Genomic DNA, 18,286 nt, shown 5'->3' on the forward strand with positions numbered 1-18,286 from the left:
TCAGGACGTGACCGGTTCCGGGACCAGCTCCGCCCGGCGGCGGCCGAACCTCCGGTCGTAGAGCACCGAGAAGACCATGGCGACCACAACTGCTATCAGGATGAGAATAAGCATGCCGACAATCCCGCTCTGCACGCCGGCGTCGGCCTGGGCATCGAAGTACAGGACCGCCCGGTTTGCCGTGGTCATGTGGTAGAGCGGCTCGCCGGGGGCAATAAACCTGAAGAACCCAGGCAGCGCTTCCAGCGGCACCACGCCGCTGGCGGCGGGCAGGCCCATAAACACCACGTAGATCAGTGAGAGGACCATGCCTATGCTGCCGAACATGGTGATCAGCGCGGTGGTCACCGCGGAGACCGTGACAATGGACAGCCACGTTGTGAGGAAGAACCAGCCGCCGTGCGGGATGGGCATTCCTACGGCGGAGGCCACCCACATCATCAGCCCCGCCGTGGGCAGCGCCCCCAGAACCACGATGCCCCACTTGATCAGATAGGTTTTCCAGCGCGCCGGCTGCATCCGCGGACCCAGCGCGAAGCGCGGTCCCATTTCCACCGGTGCTACCCCGAGCCGCGAATCGACCAGGAAATGGATGGCCACGGAACCGCTGACTCCCACCACCATCAGCAGCACGGAATAGAAGAACGCTCCCATGCCGAGCGCAGCGCCTTCCGGCGGGGTTTCATAGGCGGTGGTGGTGACAGAGATAGGTTCGCGCAGCAGGTCGGCAGCGGTGCCGTCCACCGTGGGTGCCAGCTGCTGCTGCGCCTGCTCCGGCAGGCCCAGCGGCGCCAGTTCGCGTTGTTGTTCCGCCCGGGCTTCGCCCTGCGCCGCCTCCGCAGCCGAGGTCAGCTGCTCCCCCAGCCCGGTGTTCGCCCGTTCAAGCGCCGCGTCGACGGCGGACGTCGCCAGGCTGCTGGCCAGCGGCCCCGCCTGTGGATTCGTGTAGACGGTGATGGATGGGCGTGTGACCTCGGCGCCGCTGAGGGCGCCGGTCACCAGTCCCAGCGCATCGGCGGAAAAGGACTCCGGGATAACGACGGCGGCATGGATCTGTCCATTGCGCAGCTGTTCCTCAGCCTCGTCCGGGGACAGGACCCGGAGGTCGATTTCGTCCGACTCGGAGAAGCCCTGCTGCATCTGGCCGGTGATGTTCTGCCCGAGGTTCTGCGGGCTGCCGCCGTTGGCCGGCGTCGCACCGCGGTCCTCATTCACCACTGCCAGCGGAAAGTTCCGAAGGTGGTCGCCCGGGCTGCCAAGTCCACCAATGTAGAGGGCGGTGCCGGCGCCGCCCAGCAGCAAAAGCACCAGCAGCGGCAGCAGCCAGAACCGGGGTGACAGGAAGGTGCCCGGGCTTATGGCGCGTTCGGGCTCCCGCTGCGGGGAACGTTCCGTGGACGCATGTGCGGGCATGGACCGACCTCCCGGCTGGGCCTGAATGCGGATTCGTCTTACCGTTCGAGGTTAGCCGCCGGAGTGGAGCCGCGGATATAGCCGCGCGCCTGATCGGGGGCATGGCAGGAAGACTGCCCTTGACGTTGCCGCGGCGTCAGGTGCACACACGGCATCCCACACATTGGTGCCAATGATTCGGCTGAGGTCACACCTTGCTCACCAGCCACGGACTGCGGGATCCTGTGCGCCGGGTTCAGCTTGCTGGCACCCAGGACCTCCTGGACCAGCCCGGCCCTAGTGCTCCCGCTCCCCGACCAGCCGCACCAGTGCATCCAGCACCTGCGCCTGTCCCTTCACCAGCTTGATACGGGCAACCGGTTCCGGAAACCAGCCGGCCCGGTCGATCTCCGGATACTCCCGCATCTTGCCCGATCCCCGCGGCCATTCCAGTTCGAACATGTTGCTGGCAATCCGCTCCGGAGCAAAGTCCGCCTCCGCGGCATACACCGTGACGGTTTTCTGGGCGGACTGCCGGTAGCTGCCCAGCAGCTCATACTCGGCGGCCGGAGCCGGCGTCCCCATTTCCTCGGCGAACTCCCGCAGCGCCGCAGCCAGTGGTTCCTCCTCCGGCAGGTACTCACCCTTGGGGATGGACCACCCATGCTCATCCTTCCGCGCCCAAAATGGCCCGCCCATATGGCCGATCCACACCTCGAGGCCTTCCGTACCCCACCGGTAAATCAGAATGCCTGCACTGGTAATCACTGCCGCCCCACAAAGGCGTCAGCGAACCCGAACGTGAGAATCGGCGGCATCCCGTCCCGCAGCCGGTCGAAGATATACCTTTCATGCGGCACGACGTCGGCCGGCAGCTCATCCAGCGGGAACCATTCCAGCCGGGCCGCCTTGCCTGGTTCCATGATGCGGGGTTCCCCCTGCCACGCACTGCAAAGGAAGAAGAAGTCCACCCGCTCATCCACGGGGTTCCCGCCGCCGTTCGTCCGGTGCATGGACGTCAGGGGAACGACGTCGGCGGGCGCCACCATGATGCCCAGCTCCTCCCGCGCCTCCCGCACGGCGGCTTCCACCGCCGACTCCCCCGTCTCCACGTGGCCGGCGGCCGCCGTCGCCCAGTAGCCGTCCATATACCCGGTTCCCTGCCGAAGCTGCAGCAGCACCCGGTCGCCGGCGCGGAAAAGGAGATAGCTGGCAGGCACAACTCGGAACCGGTCGGTCAATGGAATTCGACTCCTAGATGGGAAATCCTTGATGGGAAACACTGAGGCTCCAGCCTAACCGGGCCGGACCCGGCTTTAGCTGCCCATCGGCGTGCCATCCGTGGCAGGATCGGCCTATGACCCAGCGCCTGATGCTCCTCGACACCGCGTCACTGTACTTCCGTGCCTTCTACGGCGTTCCGGACACCATCCGCCGGTCCGACGGCACGCCGGTGAACGCCGTGCGCGGCCTGCTGGACATGATCGCCCGGCTCACCGCCGACTATGAAGCCACCCACCTGATCGCGTGCTGGGATGACGACTGGCGGCCGCAGTGGCGGGTGGACCTGCTTCCCACGTACAAGGCGCACCGGGTTGCCGAAGAAGTCACCGGAAACCCCGACGTCGAAACGGTGCCCGATCCACTCGAAGCCCAGATCCCGATGATCCGCCGGACGCTGGAACTGGCGGGCATCGCCGTCGTCGGCGCCGCGGAGCACGAGGCCGACGACGTGATCGGCACCTACGCGTCCACCGCCTCCATGCCGGTCGACGTCGTCACCGGTGACCGGGACCTGTTCCAGGTCATTGACGATGAGCGGGATGTCCGCGTCATCTACACCGCCCGCGGCATGAAGAACCTGGATGTCATGACCGATGCATCGGTGGTGGCCAAATACAAGGTGCTGCCCGGGCAGTACGCGGACTACGCGACCCTGCGGGGCGATGCCTCCGATGGCCTGCCGGGGGTGTCCGGGATCGGCGAGAAGACGGCGTCCTCACTGCTGGCCGAATACGGCACCCTCGATTCCCTGCTGGAAGCGGCGGAGGACCCGGACAGCGGGCTCGCGGGTCCGGTGCGTTCCAAGCTGGCCAAGGCCGCGGATTATCTGGCGGCCGCACCGACAGTGGTGAAGGTGGTCCGGGATCTGGATCTGCCCTCACCCAAGAAGGCCGGCGCCCAGCTGCACGCGGTTACCGGCAAGCAACGCACCGAACTGGAACGTCTCGCCGGTGACTGGAACCTGGGCGGGTCCGTCAAGCGGCTGCTGGACTCGTTTGACCGGTACGCCTAGCCGGTACAAAGAAAGGCACCCCGGGTCCGCAGACCTGGGGTGCCTTTGAAGCTTAGACTGGTGCCCGAAGTGGGACTCGAACCCACACACCTCTCGATACTGCATTTTGAGTGCAGCGCGTCTGCCAATTCCGCCATTCGGGCGTGCCCTGGGTCACTAAGCACGAGTACTTACCGTGTTGGGCGCAAAACAACTCTACATGCGGATACGCTGATTGTGTGAACTGTCGGTCTGCCGGCAGGAGAGACCGTATCTGAGGAGCCATCTGTGTCTGAGTCCACCGAGTCCGCGCCTGCCGCGTGGACCAACGCCGCGTCCGCCAACACCGCGCCGTCCAACAGCCCGGCCCGCCGTGTACTCGTCGCCGAGGACGAGACACTGATCCGCCTGGACATTGTCGAGATCCTCACCGGCGAGGGATACGACGTCGTCGGCGAAGCAGACAACGGCGAGAAAGCCGTCCAGCTGGCGCACGAACTGAAGCCGGATCTGGTCCTCATGGACGTCAAGATGCCGCTCATGGACGGCATCACCGCCGCCGAGCAGATCGTCAAGGCCCGCATTGCCCCCGTGGTGCTGCTGACCGCGTTCAGCCAGAAGGAACTGGTGGAGCGCGCCCGCGAGGCCGGCGCCATGGCCTACGTGGTCAAGCCCTTCACGCCGGCGGACCTGATTCCGGCCATCGAAATCGCCCTCTCCCGCCACGAGGAAATCCAGGCCCTCGAAGCCGAGGTCACCGACCTGAAGGAACAGTTCGCCACCCGCAAGCTGGTGGAGCGCGCCAAGTCGCTGCTGACCACCAAGATGGGCCTCACCGAGCCCGAGGCTTTCCGCTGGATCCAGAAGACCTCCATGGACCGCCGGCTGAGCATGCGCGAAGTCGCCGAGACCATCATCAACCAGGTCAACTAGGTTCCGCTGGCTGGCTGAACACAGGAAAAGGTCCCGTCCACTTGGACGGGACCTTTCCTGTTGATGCAGGGAAATGCGGGGAAAGCCGGAACCTAGATGGCCTTGGCCTGGCCCTTCTTGCTTTCCTTGACCGGCCACGGGCCGACCTTTTCCTTGACCCGCTCCTGGCCTTCAGCAGGCTGGCCGGCGTCGGCAATGTCGCCTACGCGGTGCACCTTGATGCTGTTGGTGGAGCCGGCCTGTCCGGGAGGCGAACCGGCAGCGATGACCACCAGGTCGTTGTCTTCCACCAGGCCCTCTTCCAGCAGGGTGCGGTCCACCTGGGCGGTCATCTGATCGGTGTGCTCGGCGAACTCGACCAGCATGGGTGCCACGCCCCAGAACAGGGTCATGTAGCGGTAGGTCGCCTCCACGGGGGTGAAAGCGAACACCGGCTTGGACGGGCGCAGACGGGACAGGCGGCGTGCGGAGTCTCCGGACTGGGTGAAGGTACAGATGTACTTGGCGTCCAGCTGATCGGAGATCTCCACTGCGGCACGGGTGATGGCGCCGCCGCGGGTCCGCGGCTTCGAGCCCAGCGGAGGAACCCGGTTCAGGCCGTGCTGCTCGGTGGACTCGATAATCCGGGCCATGGTTTCGACGGTCTCAATGGCGTACTTGCCCACGGAGGTTTCGCCGGAAAGCATCACCGCGTCCGCGCCGTCGAGGACGGCGTTGGCGCAGTCGGAAGCCTCTGCGCGGGTGGGGCGGGGGTTGTCGATCATGGATTCGAGGACCTGGGTGGCCACGATGACGGGCTTGGCCCAGCGGCGTGCCAGTTCAACGGCGTTCTTCTGCACGATCGGGACCTCTTCGAGCGGCAGCTCGACACCCAGGTCGCCACGGGCAACCATGATGGAGTCGAAAGCGTCGATGATCTCTTCGAGGTTCTCCACGGCCTGCGGCTTTTCGATCTTGGCGATGACCGGCACGCGCCGGCCTTCCTCGTCCATGATCTCGTGCACGCGGGTGATGTCCCCGGCGTTGCGGACGAAGGACAGGGCAACCATGTCCACGCCGCGGCGCATGGCCCAGCGGAGGTCGTCCTCATCCTTTTCGCTCAGTGCCGGAACGTTCACGGCAACACCGGGCAGGTTGATGCCCTTGTTGTTGGACACCTTGCCCGGAACCACTACTTCGGTGACAACATTGTTAGCGGTCACCTCCACGGCACGGAGCTTGACCTTGCCGTCGTCGATCAGCAGGAAGTCGCCCACGTTTACGTCCCCGGGCAGGCCCTTGTACGTGGTGGAGCAGATGTCCTTGGTACCGGGAATGTCATCCGTGGTGATGGTGAAGGTATCGCCCACGTTCAGGAAGTGGGGTTCCTCGGTGAACCGGCCGAGCCGGATCTTGGGGCCCTGGAGGTCGGCGAAGATGCCCACGGGCATCCCCAGCTCGGCGGAGGCCTTGCGCACGTTCTCATACGTGGCGTTGTGTACGGAGTGGTCGCCGTGGCTCATGTTCATACGGGCGACATTCACGCCCGCGCGAAGAACCGCTACGGTATTTTCGTAGCTGGCGATCGCTGGTCCAAAAGTGGCAACAATCTTTGCGCGTCTCATAGTTCCAGCCTAGTCTCCCTCAGCTGTTTGCGCATGGCGCAGGGCACGCGGCGCTCGTCACGGCGGTTTCCCGTGACCTGGATCAACCCACCCGACGCCGGTAGACGGTGGTTGCGACGGCGTAGCCGACACCGAGGATGCCGACCAGCCAGAGAAGCGCCACCCAGGAACCGCTGCCCACGGGCTCCTGGGCCAGCAGCGCGCGGAGGGTGTCCACTATGGAGGTCACGGGCTGGTTCTCGGCAAACCAGGCCACCGGGGCCGGCATCGTACTGGTGGGGACAAACGCGGAGCTGATGAACGGCAGGAAAATCAGCGGGTAACTGAACGCGCTGGCGCCGTCGACGGTCTTGGCCGTCAGTCCCGCGATCACTGCCAGCCAGGTCAGCGCCAGGGTGAACAGGACCAGGATGCCGAGGACGGCGAGCCAGGCGGCCGGCGAGGCGCCCGTGCGGAAACCCGCAATCAGTGCCACACCAATCACCAACGCAAGCGACACCAGGTTCGCCGTCACCGAGGTCAGGACGTGGCCCCACAGCACCCCCGACCGGGCGATCGGCATCGACTGGAAACGCTCAAATATGCCGCCCTGCCGGTCGAGGAACAGCCGGTAGGCCGTGTAGGCGACACCTGAGGCGACGGTGATCAGCAGGATGCCGGGCAGAGTGTAGTTGATGTAGGACTCCCCCGACTCGGTGCTGATGGCACCGCCGAAAACGTAGACAAACATCAGCATCAGCGCGATCGGAGTCACCGCCGTCGTGATGATGGTGTCGGGGCTGCGCAGGACGTGCCGCAGGGAGCGGCCCGTCAGGGCCCGGGTATCGCTGAGGACAGTCATGAGCTTTGCCTTTTCTCCCGGGCGGCCGTGCCGCCGCCAAGGGCATCCGAGTCCGTACCGCCCACCAGGGCGAGGAAGATGTCCTCCAGGGACGGTTGTTTTGTGATGTACTCCGCTGTGGCCGGCGGGAGGAGCTGCTGCAGTTCGGCCAGGGTGCCGTTTTGGATGATGGTGCCCTCGTGCAGGATCCCGATGCGGTCCGCCAACTGTTCCGCCTCGTCGAGATACTGCGTGGTGAGCAGCACCGTCGTCCCGCCGTCGGCCAGGTCACGGATGGTTTGCCACACTTCGTTGCGTGACTGGGGGTCCAGGCCCGCGGTCGGCTCGTCGAGGAAGATGATGTCCGGTTCCCCGATCAGGCTCATGGCAATGTCGAGGCGGCGGCGCATACCCCCCGAATAGGTTCCCGCCCGGCGGTTTCCGGCCTCCGTGAGGGCAAAGCGGGCGAGCATCCCGTCGGCAATCCCGGCTGGATTCTTCCGGTGCCGGAGTTTCGCGATGAGGACCAGGTTTTCCGGTCCCGTAAGCACTTCATCGACGGCGGCGAACTGGCCGGTCAGGCTGATGGACCGGCGCACGTCGGCGGGGGCCGCGGCGACGTCGAAGCCGGCGACTGCCGCCGTCCCTGCGTCGGCCTTCAGCAAGGTCGAAAGGATCCGTACCAAGGTGGTTTTTCCGGCTCCGTTGGAGCCCAGCAGTGCGAAGATGCTGCCGGTGCTCACGTCAAAATCGACGCCGCGCAGCACCTGCAGGTCCCGAAAAGACTTCTCGATGCCCTGTACCCGGATGGCGGGTTCGAGGGTGGAGGTGGTACTCATATCCGGTCTCCTTCCCGGTGTTCACATCTCTTTGGCAGACCGGTCGATGGTCTCGACGAGGCGCTTCCGCTCCTTGTTGATCCACTGGCCGTCCGCATAGTTCGCGATAAAGGCCTCCGCGAATTCCACCGGATCCTCTCCAACGACGCTGCGGATCGGCGTGCCGTCGACGGCGGCACGCTCGAAAAGGTCAGCGAGGTCTTCGAGCATCTGGATGTAGACGTCCCCCTTGGCTATCGGTGCCGCGTACATGAAGTAGCGTTCCAGGCCATCCATCGCGGTCCGGTATCCGGTGGGCAGCTGGTCCTTGCGCTGTTTGAACCGGCGCCAGCGCCTCTTGTCCTCAAACGGTCCGGTGACGAGCTCAATCCATTTGGCGGCCATCATTCCCCTCCTTGGTCCTGCGGGTGTTCGACGTGATGACGGAGTTCTTCGATCCGTGTGGCCAGGAAGCTCCAGGACCCCCAGAACTCCTGGAGATACCCCGTCCCCTGGGCATTCAGCGTGTAGACCTTGCGCGGCGGCCCCTTTTCGGACGGCACCTTCTCGACGTCGACCAGGCCCCGTTTCTCGATCCGGACCAGGAGCGCGTAGACGGTGCCCTCGGCGATGTCGGTGAAACCCTGTTCGCGCAGCCGCGCAGTGATGTCGTAGCCGTAGGCCGGCGAGGCGGCGATGACCGCAAGGACAATCCCTTCCAGGGTGCCCTTCAGCATCTCCGTCATCTGCTTGCCCATAACTCCGCCGTACCTGCCTGTTCGGTGTCTGCTTCGGTGCTGCTGCCAGCTACTCAGCGACGCTAGCTACCAGTAGACAGTAACACTAAGTACCGCGCTCGCAAGGGGTTCCGGGAAATAAAAAAGCAGGCGCCGGACAGTGTCCGGCGCCTGCTGGGGCTGGTGCCCTAAAGTACAGTGATGGCCCGGTCGGTCGGTGCCACCGGCGCGGGCAGCCGGGTGCTGCCCATCAGCCACTGGTCGACGGCGGCGGCCGCTGCCCGTCCTTCGGCGATGGCCCACACAATCAGCGACTGTCCCCGACCGGCGTCGCCCGCGGCAAAGACACCCGGAGTGCCGGTCATGTAGTACCCGTCGCGGACCACGTTGCCGCGCTCGTCGAACTCCGCAGACACCTGATCCGCCAGACCGGCGGGCTCGGGTCCGGTGAAGCCCAGGGACAGGAACACCAGGTCCGCCGGGATGATCCGCTCGGTGCCGGCCTTCGGCAGCCGCTTACCGTCCACGAATTCGGTCTCGGCCACCTTCACCCCGGTGAGTTTGCCGTTCTCCCCCACGAACTCCACCGTGGAGGCCAGGAACGTGCGTTCCCCGCCTTCCTCGTGCGCGCTGGCCATTTCGAACAGGGTCGGGTACATCGGCCACGGCTGGTGTGCGGCCCGCTCGGCGGGCGGCTGCTGGCCGATCGCCAGCGTGGTCACCGAGGCGGCCTGCTGGCGGTGCGCGGTGCCGAGGCAGTCCGCACCGGTATCGCCGCCGCCCAGGATCACCACGTGCTTGCCTTCGGCGGTGATCTGGTTCCGGACGCTGTCCCCCGCCACGGCGCGGTTGGACTGCACCAGGTAGTCCATCGCGAAATGGACGCCGGAGAGTTCCCGTCCGGGGATGGGCAGGTCGCGCGGCACGGTGGCGCCGGTGGCAATCACCACGGCGTCGTAGCGGCGGCGCAGCTGTTCCCAGCTGATGTCCTTACCCACCTCGACGCCGGTGCGGAAACGGGTGCCCTCGGCGCGCATCTGCTCCAGCCGGCGGTCCACCTGGATCTTTTCCATCTTGAAATCCGGAATGCCGTAGCGCAGCAGCCCGCCGATGCGGTCATCCCGCTCGTACACGGCCACGGTGTGTCCGGCACGGGTGAGCTGCTGGGCGGCGGCCAGCCCGGCGGGGCCGGAGCCGACGACGGCGATGGTGCGGTCGGTCAGGCGCTCCGGCGGGTGCGGAGTCACCCAGCCTTCACCCCAGGCTTCGTCAATGATGGATACCTCCACCTGCTTGATGGTGACCGGCGGCTGGTTGATGCCCAGCACGCAGGACGCCTCGCAGGGGGCCGGGCAGAGCCGGCCGGTGAACTCGGGGAAGTTGTTCGTGGCGTGCAGCCGCTCAATGGCTTCGGCGCCCTTGTCCCGCCACATCAGGTCATTCCACTCCGGAATGAGGTTGCCCAGCGGGCAGCCCTGATGGCAGAACGGGATGCCGCAGTCCATGCAGCGGCCGGCCTGTGCCTGAAGCACACCCTTTTCCTGCGCTTCATAGACTTCCTTGTAGTCCATGATGCGCACCGGCACCGGCCGCCGCGGCTGCGTTTCCCGCTCGCGTACCTTCAAGAATCCGCGTGGGTCAGCCACCGGTAACCTCCAAAATCTTGTTCCAGGCCTCGGCGCCGTCGGGATCGAGTCCCGCTTCGGCGGCGGAGGCGCGGGCGCCGAGCACTGCGGCGTAGTCCCGCGGCAGCACCTTGGTAATGCGGGACGCGGTGTCCTCGAAGCTTTCCAGCATCTTCTGGGCCAGGTCCGAGCCGGTCTCCTCGAGATGCCGGACCAGCAGTCCGCGGACAATGTCGATATCCTCGGCGTCCGGCTCAACGAGCAGCAGCTCGCCGCGTTCCAGGGACTCCTTGTTGACGTTGGCCGGTTCCAGGTCCACCACAAACGCGGTGCCGCCGGACATACCGGCGCCGAAGTTCCGGCCCGTGCGGCCCAGGATCAGGGCCTGCCCGCCGGTCATGTATTCGCAGCCGTGGTCGCCGATGCCTTCCACAACGGCGGTGGCCCCGGAGTTGCGGACCAGGAAGCGTTCACCCACCTGGCCGCTGAGGAACATCTCGCCGCTGGTGGCGCCGTAGCCGATCACGTTGCCCGCAATGACATTGCGCTCGGCGGCGAAGACGTTCGCGCGGTCCGGACGGACGATGATCCGTCCGCCGGAAAGGCCCTTGCCCACATAGTCGTTGGAATCGCCGAACAGCCGCAGGGTGATCCCGGCGGGCAGGAAGGCCCCGAGGGACTGCCCGGCCTGGCCGGTGAGGGTGACGTCGATGGTGTCGGGAGCGAGGGTGTCCACCCCGAAGGTCTTGGTGACGGTATGCCCGAGCATGGTGCCCACGGAGCGGTCGGTGTTGACCACGTCGAGGGCAATCCGGACCGGCGCACGGTTCTGCAGCGCGTCGGCGCTCATCTCGATGAGGCGATTGTCGAAGTGCTGGTCCAGTTCGTGGTTCTGCGGCACCATGTTCCGCAGCGGCGCCCCGGGGTCCACCTCGGGTCCGCGCAGGATCGGTTCCAGGTCCAGGCCGTCGGCCTTCCAGTGGTCGATGGCCGCGGCGGTATCCAGCAGTTCGGTGCGGCCAATGGCCTCTTCCAGGGTGCGGAATCCCAGTTCGGCGAGGATCTCGCGGATCTCCTCGGCAATGAACTCGAAGAAGTTGACCACGAACTCCGGCTTGCCGGAGAAGCGTGCCCGCAGTTCGGGGTTCTGCGTGGCCACACCCACGGGACAGGTGTCCAGGTGGCAGACCCGCATCATGATGCAGCCGGAGACCACCAGGGGCGCGGTGGCGAAACCGAACTCCTCCCCGCCCAGCAGTGCGGCCATCACGACGTCGCGCCCGGTCTTGAGCTGGCCGTCCACCTGGACCACCACGCGGTCCCGCAGTCCGTTGAGCATCAGGGTCTGCTGGGTTTCGGCCAGGCCGAGTTCCCACGGAGCCCCCGCGTGCTTGAGCGAGTTCAGCGGCGAGGCGCCCGTGCCGCCGTCGTGCCCGGAGACCAGTACGACGTCGGCCTTTGCCTTGGTCACGCCGGCCGCCACGGTGCCGATCCCGGCTTCGGAGACCAGCTTCACGTGCACCCGGGCACCGGGGTTGGAGCGCTTGAGGTCGTAGATCAGCTGGGCGAGGTCCTCGATGGAGTAAATATCGTGGTGCGGCGGCGGTGAGATGAGCCCGACGCCGGGCGTGGAGTGCCGCGTGCGGGCCACCCAGGGGTAGACCTTCTGCGCCATGAGCTGGCCGCCCTCGCCGGGCTTGGCGCCCTGGGCCATTTTGATCTGGATGTCCTGGGCGTTGGTCAGGTACAGGCTGGTGACTCCGAACCGTCCGGAGGCCACCTGCTTAATGGCCGAGCTCCGCTCCGGGTCCAGCAGCCGCTCCGGGTCTTCGCCGCCCTCGCCGGTGTTGGACTTGGCGCCCAGGCGGTTCATCGCGATGGCCAGTGTTTCGTGGGCTTCCTGGGAAATGGAGCCGTAGCTCATGGCACCGGTGGAGAAGCGCTTCACGATGCTGGAGACGGGCTCCACCTCGTCCAGCGGCACGGGGGTACGGTCCCCGGTGCGGAAGTCGAGCAGTCCGCGCAGGGTCATGAGGTTCTTCGACTGGTCATTGACGCCGGAGGTGTAGGCCTTGAACACGTCGTACCGCCGTTCGCGGGTGGCGTGCTGCAGCCGGAAGACCGTCTCGGGGTTGAACAGGTGCGGCGGGCCTTCGCGCCGCCACTGGTATTCGCCGCCGTTGTCCAGCGCGCGGTGCGGCTCCTCCACGCCGTCGCTCGGGTACGCCTCGGCGTGCCGGGCGGCGGCTTCGGCGGCGATGACGTCCAGGCCGACGCCGCCCAGCTGGGTCTGGGTGCCGTGGAAGAACTCGTCCACCAGTTCCTGGCCCAGGCCGAGCGCTTCGAAGGTCTGCGCGCCGCAGTAGGAGGCGACGGTGGAGATGCCCATCTTGGACATGATCTTCAGGACACCCTTGCCGAGTCCCTTGATCAGGTTGCCCACCGCCTGTTCACCGGTCACGCCGGTGATGTCGCCGTTGCGGACGAGTTCCTCGCAGCTTTCCATGGCCAGGTACGGGTTCACGGCGGAGGCACCGTAGCCGATCAGCGCCGCCACGTGGTGGACTTCGCGGACGTCGCCGGCCTCCACCAGCACGGAGATCTTGGTGCGGTTGGCGCTCTTGAGCAGGTGGTTGTGCACGGCGGAGAGCAGCAGCAGCGACGGGATGGGCGCCCACTGGGCGTTGGAATCCCGGTCCGAGAGCACGATGTACTGCACCCCGCGGTTCACGGCGCCGGAGACCTTTTCGCAGATCTCGCTGATCCTGGCGCGCAGTTCGCCCTCGCCGCCTTCGGGACGGTAGAGGCCGCGGACCTTCAAGGCGATCCGGTCGCCGTCGTCGTCGGTGAGGTTGGCGATCTTGGCGAGCTCGTCGTTGTTGATTACCGGGAATTTCAGGGCAACCTGGCTGGTCTTCACCTGCTTCAGGGACAGCAGGTTGCCGTTGGGTCCAATTGACGCCTGCATGGAGGTGACCAGTTCCTCGCGGATGGAGTCCAGCGGCGGGTTGGTCACCTGGGCAAAGGACTGCACAAAGTAGTCAAAGAGCAGCCGGGGACGCTTGGAAAGCACGGCGATGGGGGTATCGGAGCCCATGGCGCCCAGCGGTTCGGCACCGGTCCGGGCCATCGGGCCCAGCAGGATGCGCAGTTCCTCCTGTGTGTAGCCGAAGGTGCGCTGGCGGCGGTTGATGGATGCCTTGGTGTGCAGCACATGCTCGCGCTCGGGCAGCTCCTCCAGGCGGACCTGGTTTTCCTTTACCCAGTCGGCCCACGGATTAGCGGCGGCAACCTCGGCCTTGATCTCGTCGTCCTCGATCAACCGGCCTTCGTCGGTGTCCACCAGGAACATCTTGCCCGGCGAGACACGGCCCTTGCGGACCACCTTTGCGGGGTCGATGTCCACCACGCCCACCTCGGAAGCCAGGACCACCAGGCCGTCATCGGTCACCCAGTAGCGGGCCGGACGCAGTCCGTTGCGGTCCAGCACCGCCCCCACGGAGACGCCGTCGGTGAAGGACACGGCGGCGGGCCCGTCCCACGGTTCCATAAGCATGGAGTGGTACTGGTAGAACGCCCGGCGGGCCGGGTCCATGGTGGCGTGGTTCTCCCAGGCCTCCGGGATCATCATCATGATCGCGTGGGTGATGGGCCGGCCGGAGAGCATCAGCAGTTCGGCCACTTCGTCGAAGGACGCGGAGTCTGACGCACCGGGAGTGCAGATGGGGAAGAGTTCCTCCGGGGTCTGCCCCAGCAGCGGGTTCTTCATCTGGGACTGCCGGGCACGCATCCAGTTCCGGTTGCCCTTGACGGTGTTGATCTCGCCGTTGTGGGCGATGGCGCGGAACGGCTGGGCCAGCGGCCAGGACGGGAACGTGTTGGTGGAGAAGCGCGAGTGGACAATACCCAGGCGGGTCTTGAACCGGGGGTCGGACAGGTCCGGGAAGAACGGTTCCAGCTGCGCGGTGGTGACCATGCCCTTGTAGACCATGGTTTTTGAGGACAGCGAAGGGAAATAGACGCCGAACTTGTTTTGGGAACGCTTCCGGACACGGAAAGCCCTGGCATCCAGGTCCTCGGCGCCGGTGCCCTCCTCGGGGGCCAGGAACACCTGCACGAAGTAGGGCATGCAGGCACGGGACATGGCGCCCACCAGGTCCGCCACGATGGGGACCTCGCGCCAGCCCAGCACACGCAGTCCCTCGCTGGCGGCAATCATTTCGACGCCGCCGCGGGCGGTCTGCTGCTCGCGGTCTTCGGTGGGCAGGAACGCGGTGCCGACGGCGTAGCCTCCGGCGGCGGGAAGCTCGAAGTCCACTACGGCGCGGAAGAATTCGTCCGGGACCTGGGTGAGGAGGCCGGCACCGTCGCCCGTGCCTTCATCGGCACCCACGGCTCCGCGGTGCTCAAGGTTGCGCAGGGCCACGAGGGCAGCCTGGACAATTTCGTGTGTGGGTTCGCGGCGCAGGGTGGCAATGACGGCCAGGCCGCAGGCGTCCTTTTCGTTCCCGGCGCGGTACAGGCCGGAGTCCTCCGGCAACGCGGCGAAGCGGACGAAGGGTGACACCACGGTGTCGGTGGATGCAGACAGGGAATCAGTCATAAGAAGTGAGTCCTTCCCCCTTGTAGAGCGTTGGGAGGGGACAGTGCTGGCCCCTGCGGAAATCCCCGGGGGGACGCTCCGCGGCGTTGATTGATTTTACGGCTCACTTCAGCCCGGTAACACCGGAAAAACATTTCCGGTTTACGAGGAATCCTCGGGTGCCGTTAACCGCCGCTTTCCGGAGGGGTGTCCCGGTGCTGCAGCTGCCTGGCGCCACGCCTATGTGGCCCTGCCTGCAGCGCCGGGAGGGTAACCCGGAGGGTCAGGCAGAGGGTCCGTTGTGTTTGGACCGGTCGGGGACGGAATCCCCGGTTTTTGTCTCTGCGAGATTAGCACGCACCGGGCGTTCAGTTGATGCAGATTCCGCATTTCCGGCTTGTGTTTCGTTCTTGTTATCCGCGGTGGTAATACCGCTTTCCGGTGCGGGTTCGTGGCCCGGGAGGTAAAGCGAACCCTCCCCGCCCTTGCGGGCCTTCAAAGTCAGGTAAATGAAGATCGCCACGGAGGCAACCAGGATCAGCAGGCTGGTCCACACATTGAGGCGTTGTGTGACGCCGAGCAGCGTAATCATTTCGGCGTCGTCAATGCGCAGCAGCTCGATCCAGAGCCGGCCGGCGGTGTAGTACGCGGCGTAGATCCAGAACAGGCGCCCGCCGCGGAGCCGGAACCGGCGGTCCAGGAGCAGGAGCAGGGCGACGCCGGCGAGGTTCCACAGCGACTCGTAGAGGAATGTGGGGTGGAAGGTGGTTCCGGGGGCGGCGCCTTCGGGGAAGTTCGCGTTGTCCGCGTCGATTTCCAGGCCCCAGGGTTGGTCCGTCTCGGAGCCGAAGAGTTCCTGGTTGAACCAGTTGCCCCAGCGGCCCACGGCCTGGGCCAGGAGCAAACCGGGGGCACCGGCGTCGGCGAAGGTGGAGAGCTTGATGCCTGCACGGCGGCAGCCGATCCAGGCGCCCACGGCACCGAGGGCCACCGCGCCCCAGATTCCCAGGCCGCCGCGCCAGATCTGCGGAATCAGGGACAGGTCACCGTCCGCACCGAAGTACGCGTCGGGTGAGGAGATGACGTGGTAGAGCCGGCCGCCGATGATGCCGAACGGGATGGCCCAGATGGAAATGTCCCAGACCGCGTCCGCGTCCAGGCCGCGGGCCTTCCAGCGCCGGGCGGTGAGCCACAGGGCCAGCACAATGCCTGCCAGGATGCACAGCGCGTACGCGTGGATGGTCAGCGGACCCAGCGAGAAACTGCTGAAATCGGCGGACGGGCTGGGGATGCTCGCAGGCACCGGGATCAGGTTCATTTGCTGGCTTTCGGTGTTCCGGAACTCAGGTCACGGGTAAGGGCGGCGACGGCGTCCGTGCCGCCGTCGCGCAGGGCCGCCACCAGGGCGGTCCCCACGATAACACCGTCGGCGTAGGCGCCGATCTCGCGGACGTGTTCGGCGCGCGAGACTCCCAGCCCGACGCAGACCCGCTCCGCGCCGGCGGCACGGGCGGAGCTGACCACGTCCTGGGCGGCGTCACTGACGCTGTCCCGGGCACCGGTGACGCCCATGATCGACACGGCGTAGACGAAGCCGCGGCTCGCGGCGACGGTGCTCTTCATCCGGGCCGGGGTGGAGGACGGAGCCACGAGGAACACGCGGTCCAGGCCGTACTTGTCGGAGGCCTCCAGCCATTCGGAGGCTTCATCCGGAACCAGGTCCGGGGTGATCAGTCCGGCTCCCCCGGCTTCGGCCAGGCGGCCGGAGAATTCGTCCACGCCCATCCGCACCACGGGGTTCCAGTAGGTCATGACGAGTACAGCTGCGTCGGTGGCGGCGGTGATGCCGGCGACGACGTCGAACACCTGGGCCACGCGGAAGCCGTCCGCGAGGGCCTGGGTGGTGGCGGCCTGGATCACGGCGCCGTCCATCACCGGGTCGGAATACGGGATGCCGATTTCGATCAGGTCCGCACCGTTTTCCGCCAGGGCGATGCCGGCGGCGATGGTGGCTTCGACGGTGGGGTATCCGGCGGGCAGGTAGCCGATCAGCGCGGCACGGCCTTCGGCGGCCGCACGGTCAATGGCGGCCGCGGACTTGCTCTGCGGTCCCTCGGTGCTCACAGCTGTTCCCCTTCTTTGCCGATCTCGGCTTCGGCTGAACGCTCGTCCAGCAGGTTGAACCATTCGGCGGCGGTTGCCACGTCCTTGTCGCCGCGTCCGGAGAGGTTCACCAGCACGATCCTCCCGGAAACATTTCCGTCGGGGCCGGCCTCGGCGGCCATCCGCTGCCCCACCTTGATGGCACCGGCAAGGGCGTGGGCGGACTCGATCGCGGGGATGATGCCTTCGGTGCGGCACAACAGCTGGAAGGCGTCCATCGCTTCCGCGTCGGTGATCGGCTCGTAGCTGACCCGGCCGATGTCCGCCAGATGCGCGTGCTCGGGACCGACGCCGGGGTAGTCCAGGCCTGCGGAGATGGAATGCGACTCGATGGTCTGGCCGTCGTCGTCCTGCATCAGGTAGGACCGGGCGCCGTGCAGCACGCCGGGCCGGCCCAGGGTGATGGTGGCTGCGTGGCGGCCGGTTTCGACGCCGTCGCCGCCGGCCTCGAAGCCGTAGATCTTCACAGACGGATCGTCCAGGAAGCCGTGGAAGATGCCGATGGCGTTGGAGCCGCCGCCGATGCAGGCACAGACTGCGTCGGGCAGCCGGCCGGCCTGGTCCAGCATCTGCGCGCGGGCCTCTTCGCCGATCACTTCATGGAAGTAGCGGACCATGGCCGGGAACGGGTGGGCGCCGGCGGCGGTGCCGAGCAGGTAGTGGGTGTTGTCCACGTTGGCCACCCAGTCCCGCAGCGCCTCGTTGATGGCGTCCTTGAGTGTCTGCGAACCGTTGGTCACCGGGATGACCTTTGCGCCGAGCAGTTCCATCCGGGCGACGTTGAGGGCCTGCCGGCGGCAGTCTTCGGCGCCCATGTAGACCACGCATTCCAGTCCGAGCAGGGCCGCGGCGGTGGCGCTGGCCACGCCGTGCTGGCCGGCGCCGGTCTCGGCAATTACGCGGGTCTTGCCCATGCGCTTGGCCAGCAGGGCCTGGCCCAGGACGTTGTTGATCTTGTGCGAGCCGGTGTGGTTGAGGTCTTCCCGCTTGAGGAAGATCCGCACTCCTCCCGCGTGCTCGGAGAAGCGCTTGGCCTCGGTCAGCAGGGACGGGCGGCCGGAGTAGTTCTTGTTGAGGTCGGCCACCTGGGCAGTGAACTCAGGATCGGCCTTGGCCTTCTCGAAAGTGTCTTCCAGCTCGTCCAGTGCCGCGATCAGGGACTCGGGCATCCACCGGCCGCCGTATTCGCCGAAGTACGGACCGGCGGCGTGCCGCAGGGAGGCGTCTCCCCCGTTCAGGAACGCCTCGGTGACGCTGCCGCTTCCGGTTTCCGCGGCAGCACCGGCTGCCTGTGCCTGTTCCGACTTGCCGATCATGGGCTTTGTGTCCTGTCCTGC

The 18,286-nt window shown here is 66.4% G+C and carries 15 protein-coding genes and 1 tRNA gene; 2 read left to right on the forward strand and 14 right to left on the reverse strand.

All coding sequences use genetic code 11. From position 1 onward, the window contains the following. The 3 genes from QNO10_RS08010 to QNO10_RS08020 all read right to left on the reverse strand — a co-directional run bounded on the left by QNO10_RS08010 (position 1) and on the right by QNO10_RS08020 (position 2,633). The gene (locus QNO10_RS08010) at positions 1–1,413 is read right to left on the reverse strand and encodes a YhgE/Pip domain-containing protein (protein ID WP_229947970.1); all 1,413 of its coding nucleotides are present in this window, start codon (positions 1,411–1,413) and stop codon (positions 1–3) included. 276 nt (positions 1,414–1,689) lie between these two features. After that, positions 1,690–2,160, reverse strand: coding sequence for an NUDIX hydrolase (locus QNO10_RS08015; RefSeq protein WP_229947969.1), 471 nt, complete (start codon positions 2,158–2,160; stop codon positions 1,690–1,692). Continuing rightward, the gene (locus QNO10_RS08020; RefSeq protein ID WP_229947966.1) at positions 2,157–2,633 is read right to left on the reverse strand and encodes an NUDIX hydrolase; all 477 of its coding nucleotides are present in this window, start codon (positions 2,631–2,633) and stop codon (positions 2,157–2,159) included. The genes QNO10_RS08015 and QNO10_RS08020 overlap by 4 nt, the downstream gene beginning before the upstream one ends. 116 nt (positions 2,634–2,749) lie before the next feature. Here QNO10_RS08020 and QNO10_RS08025 point away from each other — a divergent pair, with 116 nt between their 5' ends. Then, a complete protein-coding gene (locus tag QNO10_RS08025; protein WP_229947964.1) occupies positions 2,750–3,688 on the forward strand; it encodes a 5'-3' exonuclease in 939 nt (312 codons plus the stop codon). Positions 3,689–3,746: 58 nt separating this feature from the next. Here the strand turns inward: QNO10_RS08025 and QNO10_RS08030 are convergent. Then, positions 3,747–3,831, reverse strand: a tRNA-Leu gene (locus tag QNO10_RS08030). Positions 3,832–3,955: 124 nt separating this feature from the next. On the opposite strand from QNO10_RS08030, the gene QNO10_RS08035 reads away from it, so the two are divergent. Beyond that, on the forward strand, positions 3,956–4,600 hold the full coding sequence (locus QNO10_RS08035) for an ANTAR domain-containing response regulator (RefSeq protein ID WP_283995876.1): 645 nt from the start codon (positions 3,956–3,958) through the stop codon (positions 4,598–4,600). Positions 4,601–4,692: 92 nt separating this feature from the next. Here QNO10_RS08035 and pyk read toward each other — a convergent pair whose 3' ends face one another. The 10 genes from pyk to trpB all read right to left on the reverse strand — a co-directional run bounded on the left by pyk (position 4,693) and on the right by trpB (position 18,265). Next, complete coding sequence (pyk, locus tag QNO10_RS08040) at positions 4,693–6,204, reverse strand: pyruvate kinase (RefSeq protein WP_229947962.1); 1,512 nt, start codon at positions 6,202–6,204, stop codon at positions 4,693–4,695. An 82-nt stretch (positions 6,205–6,286) separates the two neighbouring features. Beyond that, the gene (locus QNO10_RS08045; RefSeq protein WP_229947960.1) at positions 6,287–7,045 is read right to left on the reverse strand and encodes an ABC transporter permease; all 759 of its coding nucleotides are present in this window, start codon (positions 7,043–7,045) and stop codon (positions 6,287–6,289) included. Beyond that, entirely contained in the window at positions 7,042–7,863 is an 822-nt protein-coding gene (locus QNO10_RS08050; protein ID WP_229947958.1) for an ABC transporter ATP-binding protein, read from the reverse strand. Before QNO10_RS08050 ends, QNO10_RS08045 begins: the two co-directional genes overlap by 4 nt. A 21-nt stretch (positions 7,864–7,884) precedes the next feature. Next, the gene (locus QNO10_RS08055) at positions 7,885–8,247 is read right to left on the reverse strand and encodes a DUF1048 domain-containing protein (protein WP_229947956.1); all 363 of its coding nucleotides are present in this window, start codon (positions 8,245–8,247) and stop codon (positions 7,885–7,887) included. Then, entirely contained in the window at positions 8,247–8,600 is a 354-nt protein-coding gene (locus QNO10_RS08060; protein WP_229947954.1) for a PadR family transcriptional regulator, read from the reverse strand. The genes QNO10_RS08055 and QNO10_RS08060 overlap by 1 nt, the downstream gene beginning before the upstream one ends. 167 nt (positions 8,601–8,767) lie before the next feature. Beyond that, positions 8,768–10,225: a glutamate synthase subunit beta gene (locus QNO10_RS08065; RefSeq protein ID WP_229947951.1), complete on the reverse strand. Its 1,458-nt coding sequence runs from the start codon at positions 10,223–10,225 to the stop codon at positions 8,768–8,770. Next, positions 10,218–14,807, reverse strand: a complete 4,590-nt coding sequence (gene gltB / locus QNO10_RS08070; RefSeq protein ID WP_229947950.1) for a glutamate synthase large subunit — start codon at positions 14,805–14,807, stop codon at positions 10,218–10,220. The genes QNO10_RS08065 and gltB overlap by 8 nt, the downstream gene beginning before the upstream one ends. Positions 14,808–15,069: 262 nt before the next feature. Next, on the reverse strand, positions 15,070–16,104 hold the full coding sequence (lgt, locus tag QNO10_RS08075) for a prolipoprotein diacylglyceryl transferase (protein WP_229947947.1): 1,035 nt from the start codon (positions 16,102–16,104) through the stop codon (positions 15,070–15,072). Beyond that, positions 16,101–16,910 carry a tryptophan synthase subunit alpha gene (gene trpA, locus QNO10_RS08080; RefSeq protein WP_229947945.1) on the reverse strand — a complete coding sequence of 270 codons (810 nt, stop codon included), beginning with the start codon at positions 16,908–16,910 and terminating at the stop codon, positions 16,101–16,103. Before trpA ends, lgt begins: the two co-directional genes overlap by 4 nt. After that, on the reverse strand, positions 16,907–18,265 hold the full coding sequence (gene trpB, locus QNO10_RS08085; RefSeq protein WP_229947943.1) for a tryptophan synthase subunit beta: 1,359 nt from the start codon (positions 18,263–18,265) through the stop codon (positions 16,907–16,909). The genes trpA and trpB overlap by 4 nt, the downstream gene beginning before the upstream one ends. Between the last annotated feature and the right edge of the window lie 21 nt (positions 18,266–18,286).

Source organism: Arthrobacter sp. zg-Y919 (assembly GCF_030142045.1).
In the GTDB taxonomy this organism is placed as follows: domain Bacteria; phylum Actinomycetota; class Actinomycetes; order Actinomycetales; family Micrococcaceae; genus Arthrobacter_B.

Excerpts from the sequence above, each read along its gene's own strand:
- gltB (WP_229947950.1), bottom strand. The coding sequence starts at position 14,807 with ATGACTGATTCCCTGTCTGCATCCACCGACACCGTGGTGTCACCCTTC.
- trpB (WP_229947943.1), bottom strand. The coding sequence starts at position 18,265 with ATGATCGGCAAGTCGGAACAGGCACAGGCAGCCGGTGCTGCCGCGGAA.
- QNO10_RS08055 (WP_229947956.1), bottom strand. The coding sequence starts at position 8,247 with ATGGCCGCCAAATGGATTGAGCTCGTCACCGGACCGTTTGAGGACAAG.
- lgt (WP_229947947.1), bottom strand. The coding sequence starts at position 16,104 with ATGAACCTGATCCCGGTGCCTGCGAGCATCCCCAGCCCGTCCGCCGAT.
- QNO10_RS08050 (WP_229947958.1), bottom strand. The coding sequence starts at position 7,863 with ATGAGTACCACCTCCACCCTCGAACCCGCCATCCGGGTACAGGGCATC.
- pyk (WP_229947962.1), bottom strand. The coding sequence starts at position 6,204 with ATGAGACGCGCAAAGATTGTTGCCACTTTTGGACCAGCGATCGCCAGC.
- QNO10_RS08025 (WP_229947964.1), top strand. The coding sequence starts at position 2,750 with ATGACCCAGCGCCTGATGCTCCTCGACACCGCGTCACTGTACTTCCGT.
- QNO10_RS08045 (WP_229947960.1), bottom strand. The coding sequence starts at position 7,045 with ATGACTGTCCTCAGCGATACCCGGGCCCTGACGGGCCGCTCCCTGCGG.
- QNO10_RS08010 (WP_229947970.1), bottom strand. The coding sequence starts at position 1,413 with ATGCCCGCACATGCGTCCACGGAACGTTCCCCGCAGCGGGAGCCCGAA.
- QNO10_RS08060 (WP_229947954.1), bottom strand. The coding sequence starts at position 8,600 with ATGGGCAAGCAGATGACGGAGATGCTGAAGGGCACCCTGGAAGGGATT.